22 protein-coding genes and 1 pseudogene are annotated in these 23,527 nt (G+C 59.0%); 20 read left to right on the forward strand and 3 right to left on the reverse strand.

The annotated features are described in order from the left end of the window. Together A3714_RS11680 and A3714_RS11685 are read right to left on the reverse strand one after the other, a co-directional pair. Nucleotides 1-355: EVE domain-containing protein (locus A3714_RS11680; protein ID WP_063527183.1), on the reverse strand; the 355-nt coding region annotated here is incomplete at its 3' end. Beyond that, complete coding sequence (locus A3714_RS11685; protein WP_062816157.1) at nt 352-732, reverse strand: hypothetical protein; 381 nt, start codon at nt 730-732, stop codon at nt 352-354. The genes A3714_RS11680 and A3714_RS11685, both read right to left, overlap by 4 nt. A gap of 211 nt (nt 733-943) precedes the next feature. Between A3714_RS11685 and prmB the strand changes: the two genes are divergently transcribed. The 3 genes from prmB to A3714_RS11700 all read left to right on the forward strand — a co-directional run bounded on the left by prmB (nt 944) and on the right by A3714_RS11700 (nt 4,429). Next, complete coding sequence (gene prmB / locus A3714_RS11690) at nt 944-1,870, forward strand: 50S ribosomal protein L3 N(5)-glutamine methyltransferase (protein WP_063509200.1); 927 nt, start codon at nt 944-946, stop codon at nt 1,868-1,870. Between the two features lie 69 nt (nt 1,871-1,939). After that, entirely contained in the window at nt 1,940-3,025 is a 1,086-nt protein-coding gene (aroC, locus tag A3714_RS11695) for a chorismate synthase (RefSeq protein ID WP_062816155.1), read from the forward strand. A 258-nt stretch (nt 3,026-3,283) separates the two neighbouring features. Next, nucleotides 3,284-4,429: an MFS transporter gene (locus A3714_RS11700; RefSeq protein ID WP_063509199.1), complete on the forward strand. Its 1,146-nt coding sequence runs from the start codon at nt 3,284-3,286 to the stop codon at nt 4,427-4,429. A 16-nt stretch (nt 4,430-4,445) separates the two neighbouring features. Here the strand turns inward: A3714_RS11700 and A3714_RS11705 are convergent, their stop codons facing one another. After that, on the reverse strand, nt 4,446-5,321 hold the full coding sequence (locus A3714_RS11705; protein WP_082810792.1) for a LysR family transcriptional regulator: 876 nt from the start codon (nt 5,319-5,321) through the stop codon (nt 4,446-4,448). A 159-nt stretch (nt 5,322-5,480) separates the two neighbouring features. Between A3714_RS11705 and leuC the strand changes: the two genes are divergently transcribed. From leuC to A3714_RS11790, 17 genes and pseudogenes are all read left to right on the forward strand, one after another. Further along, entirely contained in the window at nt 5,481-6,899 is a 1,419-nt protein-coding gene (leuC, locus tag A3714_RS11710; RefSeq protein WP_063509198.1) for a 3-isopropylmalate dehydratase large subunit, read from the forward strand. Nucleotides 6,900-6,909: 10 nt separating this feature from the next. Then, a complete protein-coding gene (gene leuD, locus A3714_RS11715; protein WP_062816152.1) occupies nt 6,910-7,548 on the forward strand; it encodes a 3-isopropylmalate dehydratase small subunit in 639 nt (212 codons plus the stop codon). Nucleotides 7,549-7,591: 43 nt separating this feature from the next. Further along, nucleotides 7,592-8,032 carry a hypothetical protein gene (locus A3714_RS11720; protein ID WP_062816151.1) on the forward strand — a complete coding sequence of 147 codons (441 nt, stop codon included), beginning with the start codon at nt 7,592-7,594 and terminating at the stop codon, nt 8,030-8,032. A gap of 26 nt (nt 8,033-8,058) precedes the next feature. Next, entirely contained in the window at nt 8,059-9,135 is a 1,077-nt protein-coding gene (leuB, locus tag A3714_RS11725) for a 3-isopropylmalate dehydrogenase (RefSeq protein ID WP_063525730.1), read from the forward strand. 62 nt (nt 9,136-9,197) lie between these two features. Next, a complete protein-coding gene (asd, locus tag A3714_RS11730; protein ID WP_062816149.1) occupies nt 9,198-10,310 on the forward strand; it encodes an aspartate-semialdehyde dehydrogenase in 1,113 nt (370 codons plus the stop codon). A gap of 126 nt (nt 10,311-10,436) precedes the next feature. Beyond that, on the forward strand, nt 10,437-11,450 hold the full coding sequence (locus tag A3714_RS11735; RefSeq protein ID WP_063509933.1) for an aspartate-semialdehyde dehydrogenase: 1,014 nt from the start codon (nt 10,437-10,439) through the stop codon (nt 11,448-11,450). A gap of 281 nt (nt 11,451-11,731) precedes the next feature. Continuing rightward, a complete protein-coding gene (locus tag A3714_RS11740; protein ID WP_231866053.1) occupies nt 11,732-14,752 on the forward strand; it encodes a FimV/HubP family polar landmark protein in 3,021 nt (1,006 codons plus the stop codon). A gap of 69 nt (nt 14,753-14,821) precedes the next feature. Further along, nucleotides 14,822-15,625 carry a tRNA pseudouridine(38-40) synthase TruA gene (truA, locus tag A3714_RS11745; RefSeq protein ID WP_063509935.1) on the forward strand — a complete coding sequence of 268 codons (804 nt, stop codon included), beginning with the start codon at nt 14,822-14,824 and terminating at the stop codon, nt 15,623-15,625. 83 nt (nt 15,626-15,708) lie between these two features. After that, nucleotides 15,709-16,365 carry a phosphoribosylanthranilate isomerase gene (locus A3714_RS11750; protein ID WP_063509936.1) on the forward strand — a complete coding sequence of 219 codons (657 nt, stop codon included), beginning with the start codon at nt 15,709-15,711 and terminating at the stop codon, nt 16,363-16,365. Beyond that, nucleotides 16,358-17,569, forward strand: coding sequence for a tryptophan synthase subunit beta (trpB, locus tag A3714_RS11755; RefSeq protein WP_063509937.1), 1,212 nt, complete (start codon nt 16,358-16,360; stop codon nt 17,567-17,569). Before A3714_RS11750 ends, trpB begins: the two co-directional genes overlap by 8 nt. Before the next feature lie 9 nt (nt 17,570-17,578). Continuing rightward, complete coding sequence (gene trpA, locus A3714_RS11760; RefSeq protein ID WP_063509938.1) at nt 17,579-18,382, forward strand: tryptophan synthase subunit alpha; 804 nt, start codon at nt 17,579-17,581, stop codon at nt 18,380-18,382. 12 nt (nt 18,383-18,394) lie between these two features. After that, nucleotides 18,395-19,276 (forward strand): acetyl-CoA carboxylase, carboxyltransferase subunit beta, encoded by an 882-nt coding sequence (accD, locus tag A3714_RS11765; protein WP_062816142.1) that lies wholly within the window; start codon nt 18,395-18,397, stop codon nt 19,274-19,276. Beyond that, a complete protein-coding gene (locus A3714_RS11770) occupies nt 19,269-20,504 on the forward strand; it encodes a folylpolyglutamate synthase/dihydrofolate synthase family protein (RefSeq protein WP_063509939.1) in 1,236 nt (411 codons plus the stop codon). The genes accD and A3714_RS11770 overlap by 8 nt, the downstream gene beginning before the upstream one ends. Next, on the forward strand, nt 20,497-21,093 hold the full coding sequence (locus A3714_RS11775) for an SPOR domain-containing protein (RefSeq protein WP_231866052.1): 597 nt from the start codon (nt 20,497-20,499) through the stop codon (nt 21,091-21,093). The genes A3714_RS11770 and A3714_RS11775 overlap by 8 nt, the downstream gene beginning before the upstream one ends. A 147-nt stretch (nt 21,094-21,240) precedes the next feature. Next, entirely contained in the window at nt 21,241-21,726 is a 486-nt protein-coding gene (locus A3714_RS11780; protein ID WP_062816139.1) for a CvpA family protein, read from the forward strand. A 68-nt stretch (nt 21,727-21,794) separates the two neighbouring features. Beyond that, entirely contained in the window at nt 21,795-23,318 is a 1,524-nt protein-coding gene (gene purF / locus A3714_RS11785) for an amidophosphoribosyltransferase (protein ID WP_062816138.1), read from the forward strand. 29 nt (nt 23,319-23,347) lie between these two features. Continuing rightward, a pseudogene (locus A3714_RS11790) lies at nt 23,348-23,527 on the forward strand (O-succinylhomoserine sulfhydrylase); the annotation flags it as partial.

The raw sequence follows: 23,527 nt of genomic DNA on the forward strand, positions 1-23,527 counted from the left end.
GCAGGGTTTTCAGGGTTAGCGGCTGTGGATACATGCACACAAAGCGAATATCCACCTGATACCAGCGTGGAGTGTCCGGTGTACTGCGGGGGTCGTAGCCCGTTGAGTCGGGATCAAACTGGCTGGGATCCGGATAGGGGGCACTGGCGACCTGGGCTTCGCCGACAATGGCCGGTTCGGCGCAACTGGAGTGATAGATCAGCACGGCATCGCCGTTGTCCATTTCGTCGCGCAGTCGGTTGCGGGCCTGATAATTGCGCACTCCGTCCCAACCGCTGGTGCCATCCGGGCAGGCTTGCAGGTCTTCAATGGAAAAGGTGTCAGGTTCGGTTTTCAGTAGCCAGATTTTGCTCACTTTTCCCCCGGGGCGTAGTTTTCCTGCAGCCAGGCCTTGGCCTGGCTGAGGCTGCCGCAGACGTGGACCGGAAACTGCGGTTTATTGAGCGTCAACATCATATTGGCAAAAGTCCGGTTTAGCATGTTTTCCAGTACCAGGACTTTGGCCTCGGTAATTTGTTCAAAATCTTCACCGCAGGCGTAGCGGGCGGCAGTGAAATCCAGTCCACGGATACGACCCAGATAGATGGCAAGCTGTTTGCGCTGGCGATTCATGTTGAACAGGGTCAGCCGCTGCCGATAAATGGACAGTTCCACACGCATGTCTACCAGGGTGCCGTTTTTCAGATCTACCAGGGTGAAAGGCCCATCTTGTGACACGGTAACTGCAGTCATGCTTATCCTTTCATAAAGTCTATCCGCACTTTATACGCAATCCTTGCCCGGCTGAAAATGATGGCACTGAATTCTGTTCGGATGGCTGAAGAGGATGCCTGCGTGACCATCGACCCCTCCTGTGCTTTTAAACGGGCCAGCAAGGCACTCTCCGGCAGGCCCCTCTCGTGGATTCTGTGCTAACCTTCGCCGCCTGCTTGAGGAGGATGCCGTGATTAGCCCGCAACAACACCAGGAAGCCGTGACGGCGCTACAGACAGTGAGGGATTGCCTGCGCTTCGGTGAAAGCGCGCTGCGTGCCGGTGACGTTTTTTTTGGCCATGGTAATGATGATCCCTGGGATGAGGCCCTGGCCTTGCTGATGCACACCCTGTCGCTGCCGTTGCAGAGCGACCCGCGTATCCTGGATGCCCGCTTGCTGCCCTCCGAGGTCAGTGACTATCTGGACCTCTTGTCACGGCGGGTAAATGACCGGGTCCCGGTGCCGTATCTGACCCATGAAGCCTGGTTCTGCGGGTTGCCCTTTTACGTGGACGAGCGCGTGCTGATCCCCCGTTCACCGCTGGCGGAGCTCATCGAGCAATCTTTCACTCCCTGGGTGGATCCTGAGCAGGTCCATGCGGTGCTGGATCTGTGTACGGGCAGCGGCTGTATTGCCATTGCCTGTGCCTATGCGTTTGAGCAGGCGAGGGTGGACGGCAGCGATATCAGCGAAGAGGCCCTGGCGGTCTGTGAAGAGAATATTCGCCGTCACGGCCTGGCAGGGCAGGTGAGAGCATTGCATTCCGACGGTCTTGCCCAGGTGGACGGTCCCTATGACCTGATTGTCTCCAACCCCCCCTACGTGGATGCGCAGGATATGGCCAGCCTGCCGGATGAATACCGCCATGAGCCGGAGTTGGCGCTGGCCTCCGGAGAGGATGGGCTGGATTTTACCCGCCGCTTGCTGCGTGAGGCCCCGGATCAGCTCACTGAACATGGTGTGTTGATCGTGGAAGTGGGCAACAGTTGGGAAGCCATGGTCAATCAGTGGCCCCAGGTGCCGTTCTTCTGGTTCGAATTCGAGCGCGGCGGTCACGGGGTATTCATGCTTACCCGCCAACAGCTGCTAGAATACCGCCAACAGTTTTCTTCCTGAGCCTCTGATGCTCCTTTCATCCGACCGGTGAAGGGAGTCAGCAATGGCCCAATGCTTTAGAGGATCCGCATGTCCGGCAACAGTTTCGGTGAACGTTTTCGCATCACCACCTTTGGTGAGAGTCATGGCCTGGCATTGGGGGCCATTGTGGATGGCTGCCCGCCAGGGCTGGAAATCAGCGAGGAAGACTTGCAGGTGGAACTGGACCGGCGCAAGCCCGGCACCAGCCGTTATACCACCCAGCGTCGGGAACCGGATCAGGTGAAGATCCTTTCCGGGGTGTTCGAGGGCAAGACCACCGGCACGTCCATTGGACTGTTGATTGAAAACACGGATCAGAAGTCCAAGGACTATTCCGATATCGCCACCACCTTCCGGCCCGGGCATGCGGATTACACCTATACCCAGAAATACGGCTTCCGGGATTACCGGGGCGGTGGTCGTTCCTCTGCCAGGGAAACGGCCATGCGCGTGGCCGCCGGCGCCATTGCCCGCAAGTACCTGGAACAGACACAGGGTATCCGCATTTACGGTGGCTGTACCCAGATCGGGGCCATCAAGGCCGAGCAGTTCGACTGGTCCACGGTAAACCGCAATCCGTTTTTCTTCCCGGATGCTGACAAGGTGCCGGAGCTGGAAGCGCTCATCAATGCCCTGCGCAAGGACGGTTCTTCCATTGGCGCGCGGGTGGAAGTGTTTGCCGACGGTGTCCCGCCGGGTTGGGGGGAGCCGGTATTCGACCGCATCGACGCAGACCTGGCCAAGGCGATGATGTCCATCAACGCAGTCAAAGGTGTGGAAGTGGGCGATGGCTTTGCGGTCGTCAACCAGCGTGGCGAAGAACACCGTGATGAGATGACGCCGGACGGGTTTCTCAGCAACCATGCCGGCGGGGTCCTCGGGGGGATCAGCTCCGGGCAGACCATTCGTGTGGCCATGGCACTCAAGCCCACTTCCAGCATTCTGATTCCCGGCAAGAGCATTGATCTGCAAGGGAATCCGGTGGAGGTGATCACCAAGGGGCGTCACGACCCATGCGTGGGGGTGCGTGCCACCCCCATCGCCGAAGCCATGCTGGCCCTTGTGCTGATGGATCACTGCCTGCGCCATCGGGCCCAGAACGGCGATGTGACGCCACCGTTTCCGGCGATTTAAATGACGAATGCCTGATGCCAGGTCAAGGCGCCGGGATTCGTAGGGCGGAAATGGCCGTCAGCCCATTTCCGCCGATCTCGTGCCATAGTGAGTAGGGTGTGCTGAGCCCAAGGCGAACGGCACCGATCCGCCGCTTGATGGTGCAATTCGCCTTGGGCTCAGTGCACCCAGCAAAAAAAACGCGGGACTGCCCGAACAAAAAAGCGGCCGCCGCACAATGTCTCGCTCACGTTCCAAGCCAAGAGCAAGGTTCGCTCCATGCCCTATTACTGGCGACTGTCAGGCTTCTATTTTCTCTATTTCGGACTGCTGGGCACCCTGGTGCCTTACTGGTCCTTGTATCTGAAAGACCTGGGATTCAGTGCTGCTGCCATCGGTCTGTTGATGGCGATTCCGCAACTGACCAAGATCGGCGCTCCCAATCTTTGGGGCTGGCTGGCGGACCGCAGCGGCCAGCGTCTTCGTATCATCCGGGCCGGCAATCTGCTGGCGGCAGTGGTATTCCTGCCGGTGTTCTGGATCGATCAGTTCTGGTCCATGGCCGCACTGCTGGTGTCGTTCAGCTTCTTCTGGAACGCGGTGCTGGCCCAGTTTGAAGTGCTCACCCTGCAATCTCTTGGGCGCCAGTCTCATCGCTACAGTCTGGTACGCCTGTGGGGCTCGGTGGGTTTTATCCTGGCAGTGCTGGTGCTTGGTGAGGCTCTGGACCGGTTTGGTACTGAGCTGCTGCCCTGGGTGTTAAGCGCTCTGCTATGGCTGCTGTGGCTGGGTACGCTGACGTTGCCGGCCGGTGACGGGGTGGCGCGTCAGCGGAAACAGGGTGAGCCCTCTGTATGGAGCGTATTGCGCCGTCCTGCCGTTTCCCTGTTTCTGCTATCGGCGTTTTTGATGCAGCTTTCCCATGGGCCTTACTACACCTTCTACAGCATCTATCTGCAGGATCTGGGGTTCAGCAAGTTTGTGGTGGGTAGTCTGTGGGCGTTGGGCGTACTGGCGGAAGTGGGGCTGTTTCTGGTCATGCACCGGTTGATGCGGCGTTTCTCCATACCCTGGATTCTGGTGGCCAGTCTGTTTTTGGCCGCCCTCCGTTGGCTGCTGATTGGCGTGGTGGCCGATTCCCTGTTCTGGCTGGCCTTTGCCCAGCTGCTCCATGCGGCCAGTTTCGGCAGCTTCCACGCGGGCAGTATCGCCTGGGTGCACAAACAGTTCGGGGCGTCACTGGGCGGTCAGGGACAGGCTCTGTATTCCAGCCTGGGCTTTGGTGCAGGGTGGGCCGCCGGGGCCGGACTGTCCGGTTTGCTCTGGCAGCAGTGGGGAGTCCATCTGTTCTTCGGCGCTGGTCTGGCCGCCGTGCTGGCGGCCATGTTGCTGATGGTTGGCGGTGTAACGCGTTCCCGCGATTAGCGGGGCGGTGTAAGGGTTATAGCCCGGACGCCTCAAGGGCCTGCAAAAACGCCTTGGCGGCGTTGGAACGGGTGCGGGCCGGGTGGATCACCACGCCCAGTTCCCGTTCCGGCAAGGGCACGTCCACGGCCAGTTCCACCACCGAACCATCCACCATGGTGGCGGGCAGAACACTCCAGCCCAGGCCGATGGAGACCATCATGTGGATGGTTTCCAGATAGTTGGTGGACATGGCGATATTGAGCTTCAGGTTATGCTCGTCAAACAGCCGCTCCACAATGCCGCGGGTAAAGGTGACCGGTGACGGCAGGATGGCGCTGTAGCCGGTGAGGGTTTCCAGGGTGATATTCTCCACCTTCGCCAGCGGGTGCTCGGGGGCGCACATGAATACCAGCGGATCGCGCCAGATCACATCACTCTGCAGGCGGTCATCCGGTTGCGGGGGCAGGGTGACCACACCCATTTCCAGTTCCCCGTGCAGCACCCCCTCCCAGGCTTCCTCCGAATCAATAAAATGGATATCCAGCTCCACCTTTGGATAATCCCGGGAAAACTGGCGCAATACCGGTGGCAGGCGATGCAGGCCGATGTGGTGGCTGGTGCCGATACGCAGTTTGCCGGTGACGGAACCGGACAGATCATGGATGGCCCGGGCCATATCTTCCACATCCATCAGCACCTGCCGGGCGCGGGGCAGCAGGGATCGCCCGGCTTCGGTAAGCTGAATCTGGCGGCCCACCCGGTCAAACAGACGGGCGCCAAGCTGCTGTTCGAGCAGGGCAATACGCTTGCTGATGGCGGGTTGGGTGATGTAAAGGCGCTCTGCGGCAGCAGAAAACGAGCCGGTTTCGGCCACCGCCATGAAGGCGCTGAGAGTCGGCGTGTCTATCATTCCCGGTGCGTCCAGTTATTCGGTTGCGAGATAATAATTGGTTATCTTAAAAATGAAAAATATGAATTGGATTTATTGATGGGTGAACCCTACATTAATAGTTATTGACAAACCAGTCGCAATGGTGAAGTTGCTGCACCGCGACACAGGGAGAGACACATGGCCGGCAAAACCCTCTATGACAAATTGTGGGACGCTCACCTCGTCACCGAGCGTGAGGATGGCTCCGCACTGATCTATATCGATCGTCAGATCATTCATGAGGTGACGTCGCCACAGGCCTTCGAGGGCTTGCGTCTGGCGGGTCGCAAACCCTGGCGTACGGGTGCCAGCGTGGCCACCATCGATCACAACGTGCCGACCACCCCATTCAAATCCGCAGCGGAAATTGTGGATGAAACCTCCCGCATCCAGGTGCAGACCCTGCAGGACAACACCAAGGAGTTCGGCATTACCGAATTCGGTATTGGCGATGTTCGCCAGGGCATCGTCCATGTGATGGCCCCGGAACAGGGCGCAGTGGTCCCCGGGATGACGGTGGTCTGCGGTGATTCGCACACCTCTACCAATGGCGCGCTTGCCTGTCTGGCCCATGGTATTGGCACCAGCGAGGTAGAGCATGTGTTGGCTACCCAGACCCTGGTGGCGAAAAAAATGAACAATATGCGTGTCAGCGTGGAAGGGGAGCTGGGTCCCGGTGTCACCGCCAAAGATGTGGTGTTGCATATCATCGGGATTATCGGCACCGCCGGGGGTACCGGGTATGCGCTGGAATTTGCCGGCAGTGCCATTCGCAGTCTTTCCATGGAAGGCCGGATGACGATCTGCAACATGTCCATCGAAGCCGGTGCCCGTGCCGGCATGGTGGCGGTGGATGATGTCACCATTGATTATGTGAAGGGCCGTCCCTTTGCCCCCAGCGGCGCAGACTGGGACAAGGCCGTGGAATACTGGCGCACCCTGGTTTCCGATGCCGATGCGCAATTCGACCAGGACATCACCATCGATGCGGCGGATATCAAACCCCAGGTTTCGTGGGGGACCAGCCCGGAGATGGTCGTGCCAGTGGATGCCAACCTGCCGGATCCCGCCGCCGAGAGCGATGAGGTGAAGCGCTCGGGCATGACACGTGCCTATGCCTACATGGGGCTCAAGCCGGGTATGCTCGTGACGGATATCAAAGTGGACCGGGTGTTTATCGGTTCCTGCACCAACTCCCGTATCGAGGATTTGCGTGCCGCTGCCGAAGTGGCCCGGGGCCGCAAGAAGTCAGCGTCGGTTAAGCAGGTGCTGGTGGTGCCCGGTTCCGGCCTGGTCAAACGGCAGGCGGAGCAGGAAGGTCTGGACAAGATCTTTATCGAAGCCGGCTTCGAGTGGCGTGAGCCGGGCTGTTCCATGTGTCTGGCCATGAACCCGGACCGTCTGGAAGCCGGGGAGCATTGTGCATCCACGTCCAACCGTAATTTTGAGGGACGCCAGGGCAACGGCGGCCGCACGCATCTGGTGAGCCCTGCCATGGCCGCCGCCGCGGCAGTGGCCGGTCACTTCGTCGATATTCGCGAACTCGACCGGGCCTGAGGAGAACATCATGGAAAAATTTATTCGTCAGGAAGGGCTGGTCGCACCGTTGGATCGTGCCAATGTGGACACCGACCAGATCATTCCCAAGCAGTTTCTCAAGTCCATCAAACGCACGGGTTTCGGGCCGAATCTGTTTGATGAGTGGCGCTATCTGGATGAAGGCTTTCCTGGCCAGGACAGTAGCCAGCGGCCGAAAAACGAAGACTTCGTGCTCAACCAGGCACGCTATCAGGGCGCCAGCATTCTGCTTACCCGTCGCAACTTCGGGTGCGGCTCCAGTCGTGAGCATGCCCCCTGGGCGCTGATGGATTTCGGTTTCAAGGCCATCATCGCGCCGAGCTTTGCAGATATCTTCTACAACAACTGCTTCAAAAACGGATTGTTGCCCATTGTGTTGTCTGAGGATAACGTGGAAGCCCTGTTCAGAGCGGTGGAAGGGAAGGAAGGCTTCCGGATCACCATTGATCTGGAGCAGCAGCAGGTAATCCCGGAAAACGGAGAGCCACTGCCGTTCGAGATTGATGAGTTCCGCAAGCATTGTCTGCTCAATGGTCTGGATGAAATCGGCCTCACACTGAATGAGGCGGACACCATTCGTGCCTATGAAGCACGCCGCGCCGAGCGTGAACCCTGGATTTTCCAGTAACAGAGTCCGGGACCATTAAAAGAAAAAACCAGGAGGCGACACCATGTTGCGAATTTTATCTCTGCTGTCAGTACTGACTCTGGCCGGTTGTGCGACCGGTATGTACAACGAACCGGACGCAGGAGATGCGGCCAAACTGAGCGTGGATAACCAGCTCTCCGTCGCGTCTCAGGATGAGAATGCCGGTGGTTGGCAGATGCCTACCAGCAGCGCCGCCAAGGCAGAAATCTTCAAGGTCGATGGTGACCGGATTTCCGAGCAGGGCGGGGTGGAATCGGTGTTCATTGATGCCGGTGAGCGTTCCGTTGAAGTGTTCGCCGATCAGGGCGGCATTCTGCGGTTCGGTAAATTCCGCCATACCTTTGAAGAAAAGGGTATCTACCAGGTGCGGATCAAGCCGTCTTCCGGCAGCAAGGGCGATTACACCCTGGAGCTGGTCAAGGCCTCCGCACCGAATGATGTGCTGGTAAGCAAAAACTTTTAAACCCAGAGAGTAAACAGGAAGCAGGAATGAGCAAGGTACTGGTGTTGCCCGGCGACGGTATCGGCCCGGAAATCGTGAATGAAGCGGTGAAAGTGCTGAATGTCGCCAAGCAGAAGTTTGGCCTCGAGGTTGAGCTGGATGAGGCCCTGGTGGGCGGCGCGGCGGTGGATGCGGAAGGTGATCCGCTGCCGGAAGGTACCCTGGACAAGGCCCGCGCTGCGGATGCGATTCTGTTTGGCTCTATCGGTTGCCCCAAGTGGGACACCATTGAGCGGGACAAGCGCCCGGAGCGGGGGCTGTTGCGCCTGCGTTCCTCGTTGGGCCTGTTCGCCAATTTGCGCCCGGCGATCCTGTTTCCGCAACTGGCGGATGCATCCAGCCTCAAGCCTGAAGTGGTTTCCGGTCTGGATATTCTGATTGTGCGCGAGCTGACCGGTGGCATCTACTTCGGTCAGCCCCGCGGAATCAGGGAAGAGAACGGCGAGCGCGTGGGTTTCAATACCTATGTCTACACCGAGTCGGAAATGCGCCGCATCGCCAAGGTGGCGTTCGAGCTGGCCATGAAGCGTGGCAAGCGAGTCTGTTCGGTGGACAAGGCCAATGTGCTGGAAGTCACCGAGCTCTGGAAAGAAGTGGTCACCGAGGAGGCCAAGGCCTACCCGGAGATCGAGTTGTCTCATATGTATGTGGACAATGCGGCCATGCAGTTGGTGCGTGCGCCGAAACAGTTTGATGTGATTGTCACCGGCAACCTGTTTGGTGACATTCTCTCCGATGAAGCCGCCATGCTCACCGGCTCCATCGGAATGCTGCCCTCCGCGTCCCTGGACGAGAACCGCAAGGGCTTGTACGAACCCTGCCATGGCTCGGCACCGGATATTGCCGGCCAGGGTATTGCCAACCCGCTGGCGACCATCATGTCGCTGGCCATGCTGATGCGTTACAGCCTGGAGCGCGGCGATGTGGCTGATGCCATCGAAGCGGCGGTAGAGCGGGTACTGGATCAGGGGTTGCGTACTGCGGACATCTACACCGAGGGCACTCGCAAAGTGGGCACTGAAGAGATGGGTAGCGCCGTGGCCGAAGCTCTGGCCCAGGCGTAATAGCGCGTTCACCCGTTTATTCACAGATAGAAAGGGCAATCCTTTCAGGAGACTGTTTTCCAATGAAGAAAGTCGGTTTTGTCGGCTGGCGTGGCATGGTGGGTTCCGTTCTGATGGAACGCATGATTGCCGAAAATGATTTTGCAGATATCGAACCGGTCTTTTTCTCGACCTCCCAGGTCGGACAGGCGGGCCCCGATGTGGGCAAGGACATTCCTGCCCTGGGTGATGCCAAGAGCATTGATGAGCTGAAAAGCCTGGATGTGATCGTGACCTGTCAGGGCGGCGATTACACCAATGAGGTCTATCCCAAACTGCGTGAAGCTGGCTGGGACGGTTACTGGATTGATGCCGCCTCGGCCCTGCGCATGGCGGACAACAGCGTTATCGTGCTGGATCCGGTGAACCGCAAAGTGATTGATAGCGCCCTGGAAAAGGGTGTGAAGGATTATGTGGGCGGCAACTGCACCGTGAGCCTGATGCTGATGGCCCTCGGTGGTCTGTTCAATGAAGGCCTGGTGGAATGGGCCAGCGCCCAGACCTATCAGGCGGCATCCGGTGCCGGCGCCCAGAACATGCGCGAGCTGATCGCCCAGATGGGCAAGATCCACGGCGATGTGGCAGACAAGCTGGCGGATCCGGCCAGCGCGATTCTGGATATCGACAGCCAGGTGGCGGCCACCATGCGTAGCAGCGATCTGCCCGCAGAACATTTCGGTCACTCCCTGGCGGGCTCTTTGCTGCCCTGGATCGACAAGGAAATGGAGAATGGGCAGAGCAAGGAAGAATGGAAGGCTCAAGCGGAAACCAACAAGATTTTGGGTCGTGGTGCGGATCCCATTGCTCTGGACGGTACCTGTGTGCGCATCGGTGCCATGCGTTGCCATGCCCAGGCCATCACTGTGAAGCTCACTCGCGATGTGCCCCTGGAGGAAATCTACCAGATCATAGGAAAGGCCAATGACTGGGTGAAAGTGGTGCCCAATGAGAAAGAGGCGACCCTTCGGGATCTGACCCCCACGGCGGTGACCGGTACCCTGAGTATTCCGGTGGGCCGGCTGCGCAAGCTCAACATGGGCGGCGAGTACCTGAATGCCTTCACCGTGGGCGACCAGCTGCTGTGGGGTGCCGCGGAGCCGCTGCGTCGCATGCTGCGCATCCTTATGGAGCGCTAAAAAGCAGTTAAAAGGTGAAAGTGGAAAAGCGCGGGCAAGGCCTAAGTTATATCAAGGCCTTGCCCGCGTTTGTATTTGTGGGGGACGCGATCCGCGCTCCCGCAGCATTGTTGTAGCGAGGTTTCTATGCGCTCTATCAATATTGCCATTGTCGGTGCAACCGGACTGGTCGGTGAGGCGATTCTCAAATTGCTTGCGGAGCGACAGTTCCCGGTCGGCGAGCTTTTTCTTCTGGCGTCAGACAATGGTGCGGGCGCCAAGGTGTCATTTGCCGGAAAATCGGTGATCGTCAAAAAAGCCGAAGATTTTGACTTTTCCCGGGTGGAGGTGGCGCTGTTTGCTGCGGGTGCCAGCGTCAGTCAGCAGCTGGCTCCCCGGGCCGCAGAGGCCGGGGCCGTGGCGGTGGACCTGTCACCGGCGTTTCGATACGAATCCGACGTGCCGTTGCTGGTTGCCGACGTCAATGACGAGCTGCTGGCCCAGGCCCGGGAGAACAACCTGGTTGCGTGTGCCGATGCGGCCACCGTCCAGCTGGTCCGCACACTCAAGCCCCTGGCCGACCTGGCTCCGCTCCAGGAAGTGGTGGTGACCCAGTTTCAGGCGGTGTCCGCCACGGGGAAAAGCGGGGTGGATCAGCTTGCACAGCAGAGCGTACGGTTGCTCAATGGCCTGTCTCCCAGCGAGGCGGCTCAGGCCCAGATCGCGTTCAATGTGCTGCCGGTCAGTGGCCAGGTCCAGGAAAATGGCTTTACCAGCGAAGAGCTCAAATTGATGCTGGAAACCCGCCGCATTCTGGCTGACCAACCCCTGTCCGTGCAGGTCACCACGGTGCGGGTGCCGGTTTTCTATGGGCATGGCCAGAGTGTGTCGGTTCGTAGCATCCAGCCCCTGGCCATGGCGCAGGCGCTTACCGTCTGGGAAGCGCAGAACGACGTGGATGTGCTGGACAATGAAGATCCACAGGCCATGTCTCCGGTTGCCTCGGTGGAAGGGGAGCCGTGCCTGCGGATTTCCCGAACCCGGGAAGACATGGAAGGCAGCGGCGGTTTGAGCTATTTTAGCGTCGCCGACAATGTCCGTTGGGGGGCCGCGCTGAATGCGGTGAAGGTGGTCGAGAAGTTGCTAAAAGACTATCTGTAATGGATACTTACTGACATTATGTGACGCGGTTTCTAGGTTTTGACCCCAGCCTGGGGCAAAATGTGTGACCAGCGTCATAGGACTGCTTGCCGCCTCGGGTTCGTCCGGTAGCGCCCGCGGGATCGGGCTGAGCGCGGGAAACATAATAAATAAAGGGTTCGACCATGCTTCGAAAACTTGGGTTTGGCTTAACCGCACTGGTCATCATGTCACCAGGCGTTGCGGCAGCTTTAGGAGTTGGGGAATACGAGCTGAATTCCTACCTTAATCAGCCCCTGGATATGGAAATTTCCTTGCATGAGGTTGGGGATCTGACCGAAGAGGAAATTCTCGTGAATCTGGCGTCGCAGGCCGAATTTGATGCGGCGGGGGTGGATCGCGCCTATTTTCTCAACCGTATGGATTTTGCGGTGGAGAAGCAGGGGGCTGACAAAGCACGACTGCGTATCACCACGGACCAACCGGTTCGTGAGCCCTACCTGAATTTCCTGGTGGAATTTCTCTGGCCTACCGGCCGACTGATGCGTGAGTACACGGTGTTGCTGGACCCGCCCAGCTACGCGGACAGTGCAGCGACCACCGCGCCAACGATCAGTCGTGCGCCCCAGCCGGTTTCTCGAAGCGAGCCGCAGGTGCAGCCCTCTCCCCAGCGCCCGGTTTCGCCGGCTCCGGCACAGCCCGCGCCAGCCGAACCGGCCGCACAGCCGTCAGTACCGGCTTCACCGATGGCCGACAGCGGTGCTCGTAATTCGTACACGGTGAAAGCCTCTGACACGATGTGGCGTATTGCTCTGGATAATCGTCCGGCTGACAGTGTTTCCGTGCAGCAAATGCTGGTCGCCATCCAGACCATGAATCCGGATGCGTTCATTAACAACAATGTGAACCTGGTACGGGAAGGCACCGTGCTGCGCATTCCCAACGAGCAGGAAGTGCGCACCATCTCAACCCGCAACGCCATCGTTGAAGTGGCGGACCAGAACCGCAAATGGCGCGAAATGCTCGAGGCCCGTGGCATTCAGGCCCCCCAGCAGCGCGCCCAACTGGATGGCAGCCGTCAGGTTGCCGATAGCGATGAAGATGACCGGGGCCCAACTACCGGCCAGGTGAAACTGGTTTCACCGGAGTCTGCTGCCGGTGTGGATGACGGTGACAGCACTGGCTCTGCCAGTGACGGGAATGCCAACACGGCGGTGCTTGAGAATGAACTGGCCATTCGCGATGAAAATCTGGACCGTCTTGATCGCGAAAACGCAGAACTGAAATCCCGCCTGGGTGACCTGGAAGAGCAGACTCGTACCAGCGAGCAGCTCCTGAAACTGCGTAACGACCAGATTGCCCAGTTGCAGGAAGAACTCCGCAAGCTGCGTGAGCAGGAAGGCGTCGTTGTGGACGGGGAAGACCCGCTCATGGAAGCGCCTGCCGAACTGGAAGTGGTTGAAGCGGAAGCGGGCACTGATGACACGGCTGACAGTGATGTCGCTGCGGACACTTCCGAACCGGAATCCACAGAAACCTTGCAGGGTGCAGATTCTTCGGACGCAGGCCTCGACGACAGCGCCTCTGCGGCGGCAGCGGATACCGGGGCAGCGAATCAGGATGAGAGCGTTGACGGCAGCGAGTCGGCAGAAGGGGACGCCACGGTTGTCGCCGACGGCGAGCCGACAACGGCAAAAGCACCGGAAGTGGCAAAACCCGAACCGGTAGCCCCGGCACAGCCTCCGGTTCAGCAGCAGGGCGGCATTGTATCTCTGTTGCTTGATAACCTGATGTATATCGCCCTGGCTCTGGTTGCCATCCTGCTGCTGGTATTCGTGCTGCTTCGCAGCAAGAAGAAAGACGATGCTGACCAGGATTCTGAGGGCGCCCTGTTCGAAGATCTTGATGATGAGGGTCAGGATGAGTTTGGCCTGAACCTGGATGATGACAACGCGGCCACTGGCGCCATCACGGATCATGATGATGACGACGATGCGCCGGAGCAGGGTGGCAGCCAGGATCCGCTGGAAGACGTGGAAGTCTATGTGGCCTATGGCCGTTACCCGCAGGCCGTGGATTTCCTGCGCAATGAAATCAACAAGCACCCCCAGCGAGATGACCTCAAGGTCCGTTTGCTGGAGCTGCTCAAGGAAATGAATGACGATGCTGCTTTCCAGCAGCAAACCAGCATTTTTGCCGGCACCTCCCCCGAGGTCGATGATGCTATCGCCCGCCTTGGTGGTAGCGTGGCGTCAGACGCTTCTGCAGCGGATGATGACGCCTTGTCTCTGGACGATCTGGAAATGGGGCTGTCTTCCGGTCTGGACGACGATGTGCCGACCATGCAGGCGGATGAGCCTGAATCCGACACCACGGACCAGGCCCCGGAGCCGCAGGGTGATGAGCTGGCTGATTTCGATTTCGAACTCGATGAGAACGGCGACGACGAAGATCACACCGTGATGCTGGACTCTTCCGAGGATAATACCGCTTCGCTGGATGACGACTTCAGCCTGGATTTCGATGACGACAGCAAGCCGCAAACCGAGCAGGAAGAGGAAGCGCCTCTTTCCGATGCCGACAAGCAGTCTCTGGGCGCCAGCCCGGTGCTGGAGCTGGACGATGTAAGCAGCGCCTCCATGGGCGACGATGACACCGAGTTCGGCGATTTCAACCTGGACGACATGAGTCTTGAGTTCGATGAGTCCGGTGACAGTGAAGACAGCAAGGAAGAACTGGACCTGTCCCTGGATGATCTGGATCTGGATGGTGGCGCGGATGACAACGCGGATGACACTCTGACGGATCTGGACCTGGAACTGGATGAGGCCGAAAAATCGCTGGCCGAATCGGCGGAAAGTGGCGTTGAGGCTGACGCTGCCAAGGATGATCTTGCCGATCTGGATCTGGACGAGCCAGCAGAGCCGGAGGCGCCGGCCGCCGACAAGGCCGATTCACTGGAAGACCTGTTGGGCGATGACGATCTGGAGATCGAGGAACAGGGCGAGAGCCTGTCTCTGGAAGAGGAGCCTGCCCAGGAAGATGCGCCGGTGGCAGAACCGGAAATCCCTGCCGTCCCGGTGCCGCAGGCCGATGAGCTGGCGTCGTCTGCACCGCAAGAATCCGCTGACGTCCTGGGTGACGAGGATGATTTCGATTTCCTCGGCGAAACCGACGAGAACGCCACCAAGCTGGACCTGGCCAAGGCCTATATCGATATGGGGGATACCGAAGGTGCCCGCGATATCCTTAATGAGGTGATCTCGGAAGGCAATGATCAGCAACAGGCGGAAGCCCGTGAGCTGATGTCCCAGGTCGGCTGATACTGGCTGAGCTAGGAAAAAAGGGGGCGATGCCTTAAGGTATCGCCCCCTTTTTGTTTTGGTGGAACCATGGCCCGCATCGCCCTGGGAATTGAATACGACGGTACTGATTTTCGCGGCTGGCAGACCCAGCAGCCCGGCGTCAGAACCGTGCAGGAATGCCTCGAGGAGGCATTATCGAAAGTGGCGGATCATCCGGTATCGGTGGTGTGTGCCGGACGCACCGATGCGGGTGTCCATGGCACCGGGCAGGTGGTGCATTTTGACTCTGATGCGCCCAGGGAGATGAAAAGCTGGATCATGGGCGGGAACACCAACCTGCCCCGGGACGTGACCGTGCGTTGGGCGAAACCGGTAAGCGATGAGTTTCATGCCCGTTTTTCTGCGGTCAGCCGGCGCTATCGATACGTGATCTACAATCACTCGCGACCGCCAGCCCTGTACCGCAATCAGGTGACCTGGAATTACCGGCCACTGGATCTGGACGCCATGCGTGAAGCTGCGTCTTGTCTGGTCGGCAGTCATGATTTTACCGCTTACCGAAGTGTGCACTGTCAGGCCAAGTCTCCCCACAAGACACTACACAGTCTGAAACTGCACCAACACGGCAAGGTCATCGTGCTGGAAGCCCATGCTAACGCCTTCTTGATGCATATGGTGCGTAATATGGCGGGCGTATTAATGACAATCGGTGCCGGCAAGAGGCCGGCCACCTGGGCCCGCGAAGTCCTGGAATCCCGAGATCGCCGCAAGGGGGCAGCCACGGCGCCCCCCTATGGTTTGTATCTGGTGGAGATCGAATACCCGGATCAATTCGATTTGCCCAGAGAGCCGCTGGGTCCTCTGTGGTTACCCGATTCCCTTGAGGCATAATGGCAGGGAGTGAGTACAGTCTGGCTCGCTCATGCCCCGGAAATATCCCTAATCCATCGGGCTTTTGATACACTGGAGAACCCATGACCATACCCCGGGTCAAAATCTGTGGCATTACCCGCATTGAGGACGGACTGGCGGCGGCAAACGCCGGTGCCGATGCCATTGGTCTGGTTTTTTACGAGCCCAGTCCCCGTTTTGTGACGCTCGCCAGGGCAGCAGCAATTTGTGCCAGCCTGCCTCCGTTCGTGACTACCGTCGGCCTGTTCGTGAATGCCACACAGGCGGATATAGAGAATGTGCTGAGCCAGGTACCGTTGGATCTGCTGCAATTTCATGGCGATGAGCCTGCAGAGTTCTGTTCCCGTTTTTCGCGCCCCTGGATCAAGGCGGTGCGCATGAAAGACGATGTGGATCTGTATCAATGCGCGGTTCAATACCGGCAGGCTGCAGGGTTACTGGTGGATAGCTATGTGGCCGGTATTCCGGGGGGGACCGGTGAGACGTTCAATTGGGACAGGTTGCCTAAGGACCTGTCCCTCCCCGTGGTGCTGGCCGGTGGCCTGCAACCGGGTAATGTGGCCGATGCCGTAGCACAGGTGCGGCCATGGGCGGTGGATGTGAGTGGTGGCGTTGAACAGAAAACTGTTCAGGGTGGCCGCAGTGGCGGGATCAAGGATCCTGCCGCCATCCGCGCCTTCATCAAAAGTGCGAAAACACGAGGAGTAGCTGGTGTCTGAACGCCCTGATTTTTCTGCTTTTCCTGACGCCCGAGGCCACTTCGGCCAATTTGGCGGCTGTTTTGTATCCGAGACCCTGATGGGGGCTCTGGACGACCTGGCCGCCATGTATGAGCGTCTCAAGGATGATCCGCAGTTCCGTGCGGATTTCGACTATGATCTGGCCCATTATGTCGGCCGCCCGTCTCCACTGTATCTGGCGGAGCGATGGTCGAAGCAGCTCGGCGGCGCAAAAATCTGGCTCAAGCGTGAGGACCTGAACCACACCGGGGCCCACAAGGTGAACAACACCATTGGCCAGGCGCTGCTTGCCAAACATATGGGCAAGCCACGGGTGATTGCGGAAACCGGGGCAGGGCAGCATGGGGTGGCAACTGCCACCGTGGCCGCCCGGCTGGGGCTCAAGTGCCAGGTGTACATGGGCGCCGAGGATGTGGAGCGACAGAAGCTCAACGTTTACCGCATGAAGTTGCTGGGTGCCGAGGTGATTCCGGTCACCTCCGGTTCGAAAACCCTGAAAGATGCCATGAACGAGGCCATGCGTGACTGGGTCACCAATGTGGATGACACCTTTTACATCATCGGCACCGTGGCAGGCCCGCATCCTTACCCGTTGCTGGTGCGCGATTTCCAGTGCGTGATCGGTCGTGAAGCCCGTGAGCAGAGCCTGAAGCAGGCCGGTAAGCTCCCGGATGCACTGGTGGCCTGTGTCGGTGGTGGCTCCAATGCCATTGGCCTGTTCCATCCCTTCCTCAATGATGATGGGGTGGCCATGTACGGCGTAGAAGCGGCCGGCGACGGGATTGAAACCGGTCGACATGCGGCTCCGCTGAGTGCAGGGCGCCCGGGTGTGCTGCACGGCAACCGCACTTATCTGATGGAAGACGACAACGGCCAGATCATTGAAACCCATTCCGTGTCTGCCGGCCTGGATTACCCGGGTGTCGGTCCTGAGCATGCCTGGTTGAAGGATCTGGGACGGGTAAATTATGTGTCAGCAGACGACACGGAAGCCCTCTCTGCGTTTCGTGAGTTGACTCGGGTGGAAGGCATCATGCCGGCTCTGGAATCGGCCCATGCGCTTGCCTACGCTCGCAAGCTGGCTCCGACCATGGCCCCGGATCAGGACATCGTTATCAACCTGTCCGGTCGAGGGGACAAGGATATTCTGACTGTCGCTGCCATCGATGGCATTGAATTTTAAGGAGCAGTAATGCGTCGTATTGAAAGCTGTTTTCAGCGGCTGGCTGAGCAAAAACGCAAGGCATTGATTCCTTTCGTGACCGCCGGTGATTCCAGTAAGGAAGTGACGGTGCCACTGATGCATGCCATGGTGGAAGCCGGTGCCGACATCATCGAGTTGGGTGTGCCTTTTTCTGACCCCATGGCTGACGGGCCGGTGATCCAGAAGGCCTGCGAGCGGGCCCTGGCCCATGGCACTTCCACTCATGACGTGCTGGCAATGGTAAAGACATTCCGTGAGCGCGATAGCGAGACACCGGTGGTCCTGATGGGCTATCTGAATCCGGTGGAAGCGCTCGGCTATGAAAACTTTGCCAAGGCGGCCTCACAGGCCGGCGTGGATGGCATCCTGCTGGTGGACTTGCCCCCGGAAGAGGCCCTGGAAATCAAGCCGGTGATGGATGCCTACGAGCTGGACATGATTTTCCTGGTGGCCCCGACCACCTCGGATGCCCGTATCAAGCTGATTGGCAAGGCCGGTTCCGGCTATCTGTATTACGTCTCTCTCAAGGGGGTGACAGGCTCGGCCTCCCTAAATGTGGACGAAGTGGCCGGTCGGGTTGAAACAATTCGCAACCTTGCTCAATTGCCCATTGGTGTCGGCTTTGGTATCAAAGACGCTGAATCTGCACAGGCGGTAAGTCGAGTGTCTGATGGTGTGGTTGTCGGGAGTGCCCTGGTGAACCAGATCGCGGCCAATCCGGACAACCCGGAAGCGATCAACCAGTCCATCAGTGACATTCTGGCCGCCATGCGTAACGCTATGGATCAGTAACGGGACCTTTGCATGAGCAACAGCAACTGGCTGGAAAAAATCCTGCCTGCAGTACGCCGCCCCCAGGAAAATCGGCGCAACAGCATTCCCGAGGGATTGTGGCGCAAGTGCCCACGCTGCGACGGGGTGGTGTATCGGCCCGAACTGGACCGCAACATGGATGTTTGCCCGAAGTGTGAGCATCACCTGCGCATCAATGCCCGGCGGCGGCTCAAGCTGTTTCTCGATGAAGGCGTGCAGACGGAAATCGGAGCAGAACTGGCCCCGGTGGATCGTCTCAAGTTCAAGGACTCCAAGAAATACAAGGATCGCCTGGTCGCTGCCCAGAAAGCCACCGAGGAAAACGACGCCCTGATAGCCCTGAAAGGGACGTTGCACGGGGAACCCCTGGTGGCCTGTGCCTTCGAATTCAACTTCATGGGCGGCTCCATGGGCTCTGTGGTCGGTGAGCGGTTTGTCCGTGCCGTAGACGTATGCCTGGAGCAAAAGCTGCCGCTGGTCTGTTTTTCCGCCAGCGGTGGGGCGCGCATGCAGGAAGCCCTGTTCTCCCTGATGCAGATGGCCAAGACCAGCGCGGCGCTGGAAAAGTTGCGGCAGGCGGGTCTGCCGTTTATCTCCGTACTCACCGATCCGGTTTATGGCGGCGTGTCCGCGTCCCTGGCCATGCTGGGTGATGTGAACGTGGCTGAGCCCAATGCCCTGATCGGTTTTGCCGGACCTCGGGTCATTGAACAGACCGTGCGGCAGAAATTGCCTGAAGGTTTCCAGCGTAGCGAGTTCCTCTTGGATCATGGTGCCATCGACATGATCGTGGCTCGCCACGATATGCGCGATACCCTCCATCGCCTGCTGGCGAACATGATGGGCTGGTCCCTCCAGACTGTCGATGACTGACGATCCTGCCGCATCCGCTCTGGCCGCCTGGCTGGAGTGGATCGAGGCCATGCATCCCACCGAAATTGAACTGGGCCTGGAGCGTATTCGCCAGGTGGCCAGTCGTCTCGGGGTGAGCACAATGCCTGTGCCGGTGATCACCGTGGCTGGCACCAATGGGAAAGGCTCCACCCTGCGCCTGATGCAGGTTCTGGCGGAGCGTCATGGCCGAAGAGTCTGTCTTTATACCTCCCCGCATCTGCATCGTTTCAATGAGCGCGTTCGCCTGCCTGATGGTCTGGCGTCTGATCAGCAGCTCTGTGAAGCGTTTGAACAGGTGGAGCAGGCGCGCCAGGACATTTCCCTGACCTATTTCGAGTTCAGTACCCTGGCGGCGCTGTGGCTTTTCCGGCAGAGCGGGGCGGATCTGGTACTGCTGGAGGTGGGGCTCGGGGGCCGACTTGATGCGGTCAATATCGTCGATCCGGATGTGGCGGTGGTCACCTCGGTGGGGCTGGATCACCAGGACTGGCTGGGTGAGACCCGGGAAGCTATTGCCGGTGAAAAATGCGGGATTGCCCGATCCGGCAAACCGCTGGTCTTTGGTGAGGCAGACTGGCCGCAAAACCTGCCGGAGCTGGCAGGACAGTATGCCGCGGTGCCGGTGTTTGCCGGCCGGGATTTCCGTCTTGCCCGGCAGGGAGTCACTCTCTGTGATGGGCGTGACCTGGCTTTTCCCGACCGGGTAGTGCTGGGTCGGGATAATCTGGCGACGGCTTGCCAGGCCCTCAGCCTGGCGGGGGTGCAGGTCGACACAGCGGACTGCCAGGCCGTGGCTGAAGTGACCCTGTTCGGGCGTTGTGAATTCCGACAGATTCAGGGTCGTGCCTGCTGGTTTGACGTGGGCCATAATCTGCCCGCGGTTGCGCGTTTCCTTCAGATGTTGCCCCCCTGTGAGGGGGCGCGACACCTGGTGTTCGGGATGATGGCCGACAAGCCGATCGATGACGTGGTGGCGCTCTTCACCGGACAGCCGGTGAGCTGGCATCTGGCCGCGCCTGCCATTGCCAGGGCAGCCCCCGCGACCAGGCTGGCCGCTGCCTTGCCGGAGCAGGCATCCTGCCGCCAGTACGCTAGTGTCCGTGAGGCGTTGCAGGGTGCCCTTAACGCTGCACAGGCCGACGATCAGGTGCTAATCTTCGGGTCTTTCTATACCGTTGCGGAAGCGAGGGGAGAGCAAGGTGGATAAACGAACCCGTCAGCGCATTGTCGGCGTTGTTCTGTTGTTGGTCCTGGCGGCTGTGCTGGCACCCTTTGTGTTCCGGTCGCCGGAACAGATCCGCAATGCCCTGGATATGCAAATTCCTGATCAGCCGGAGATGACGGCGGTCAACGTGGATCCCGTGGTGACAACCGAGATGGAGGAGGCCGCGGCGGAGCGCATTGAGTCGGAGAGAGAGGCGGTCAGAGCTGCTGCGCAGGAGCATTTGCAGGCGAATCCAGACAGTGCCGAGCCGCCGCCAGCCAAGGATCCTGTGGTGACGGAGGATGCGCCAGTGCCACCGCCGGCAGATCCGGATGACGGTCCGGTGCTGGCCGGTTTTGTGGTTCAGGTGGGCAGCTATTCCAGTGTCGATAACGCCGAGGCCGTGGTGGAGAAGCTGAAAGCCGCCGGTTACCGGGCATACAGCGAGACTGACAGCCACCAGGGCAAGGTCGTTCACCGTGTCATGGTGGGGCCGGAAATCCACAAGAAAGATGCCGAACGAACCCGCCAGCAGCTGGCGGATGACAGCCGTTTCGGCTTCAAGGGGCTGGTACGGATTTACGCCCCCTGATTGCCGCCATCCACGGGCTGTATCCATGGGCAAGTGGGTCAGCCTCTGTTAAACTTCGCGCTCTGAATTTTCCGGGTGTCCCGCCGCTGGCAGCAGCGCAAGGGCACCCCGGACGAGCGCTTATCCGCCGGTGAGAGCACGCTTTACATGAATCTGGCAGACGCCATCATTCTGATTGTCATCGCAATTTCCGCTTTGCTTAGCGTGCGCCGAGGCTTCACCCGTGAAGCCTTTTCGTTGCTCACCTGGGTGGCGGCCTTTATCATCGCGCGCCTGTTCAGCCCGGCCCTGGATCTTCTTCTTCAGGACCAGATCACCACTCCCAGCCTGCGTGCCGCTGTTGCTTTCGGCTTGCTGTTTGTCTTGACGCTGGTGGTCGGTGCCCTCATTAACCATTTGCTCGGTGAGTTGATTCGTGTCACCGGGCTGAGCAGTACTGATCGATTGCTGGGTATGGTCTTCGGCGCCATGCGAGGTGTGCTGCTGATGGTTGTGCTGGTAGCCCTGGGGCGGCACCTGTTTGGTGCCGATCCATGGTGGCAAGAATCCACTCTGGTTCCGCATCTGGTCATGATGGAAGCGTGGACCCGGGACATGGGCGAAAAACTACTCGCTCTGGTCATGAACGTATAAGCAACGAGGGGCTGCAAGACATCGTTCAGATGAATGCGGTTAACAGCCCCTAACGAGAGGAAAGTACCATGTGCGGCATTGTGGGCATTGTCGGCCATAGCTATGTGAACCAGGGTATCTATGATGCGCTGACAGTCCTTCAGCATCGGGGGCAGGATGCAGCCGGTATCGTTACCTGTGACGGAGATCGTCTTTATCTGCGCAAGGACAACGGCATGGTGCGTGATGTGTTTCGCACCCGCCATATGCGCCGTCTGGTGGGCAACATGGGCATCGGTCATGTGCGCTATCCCACTGCGGGCAGCTCCAGTTCCGCGGAAGCCCAGCCGTTCTATGTGAACTCTCCCTACGGCATCACCCTGGCCCACAACGGCAATCTCACCAATGCCGAGGAATTGGCCGAGCATATCTTCCGGGCCGATCTGCGCCATATCAACACCACCTCCGATTCCGAGGTGCTGCTGAATGTGTTTGCCCACGAACTGCAGAGTCGTGGCAAGTTGCAGCCGGAGCCGGATGATATCTTTGACGCCGTCGCCGCTGTTCACAAGCGGGTGGAAGGGGCCTATGCGGTGGTGGCCATGATTACCGGCTATGGCATTCTGGCGTTTCGTGATCCCCACGGCATTCGTCCGGTCTGTTTCGGTCGCAAGGACACCCCCAATGGTCCCGAGTACATGGTGGCGTCGGAATCTGTGGCTTTGTCTTCCCTGGGGTTTCATATCGAACGGGATCTGGCGCCTGGTGAAGCCATCTACATTACTGCAGAAGGGGAGATGCACACCCGTCAGTGTGCCGACAATCCCAGCCTGCATCCCTGCATTTTCGAGCAGGTTTATCTGGCCCGGCCGGACTCCATCATCGATGGTATTTCGGTGTACAAGGCGCGCCTGCGCATGGGCGAAAAGCTGGCGGAAAAAGTCGAGCGGGAATGGCCGGACCACGACATCGACGTGGTGATCCCGATCCCGGATACCAGTCGTACGTCTGCCCTGCAGATGGCGAACCATCTGGGCGTCAAATACCGTGAGGGTTTCATCAAGAATCGCTACATCGGCCGGACCTTCATCATGCCGGGCCAGCAGCAACGCAAGAAATCCGTGCGCCAGAAACTCAATGCCATTGAGCTGGAGTTCAAAGGCAAGAATGTACTGTTGGTGGATGACTCCATTGTCCGCGGGACGACCTGTAACGAGATCATCCAGATGGCCCGGGAAGCCGGCGCCCGCAAAGTCTATTTCGCCTCTGCGGCTCCTGCGGTGCAGTATCCCAACGTCTATGGCATTGATATGCCGGCCGCCCAGGAGCTGATTGCCCACGGTCGCACCACTGAGGAAATCGGCAAATTGATCGGTGCCGACAAGTTGATTTACCAGGATCTGGAAGATCTGGTGGAGACGTGCAAGGAAGGTAATCCCGGGGTGGAGTCCTTCGACTGTTCCGTGTTCAATGGAACGTATCTGGCGGGCAACATCACCCCGGAATATCTGGCCGGTCTGGAAGCCCGTCGTAACGATATGGCCAAAGGCAGTAGTGAGAAAACCCGCGCATTGGCAGATAACGAGATTATCGATTTGCACAATCCGAACTGAGCAAGACCGAAGGAAAACCGAGGCTATCAATGAACGATCTGGATCCGACACAACTTGATGTGGAAACCCTGGCTATCCGCACGGCACAGTTGCGTACGGACGAGATGGCACACTCGGATCCGATTTTCCTGACCTCGAGTTTTGTCTATGAAAGCGCCGCCCAGGCTGCGGCCCGATTCGGAGGCCAGGAGCCGGGTAATATTTATTCC

This window comes from Alcanivorax sp. HI0007, assembly GCF_001635525.1.
Lineage (GTDB): Bacteria > Pseudomonadota > Gammaproteobacteria > Pseudomonadales > Alcanivoracaceae > Alcanivorax.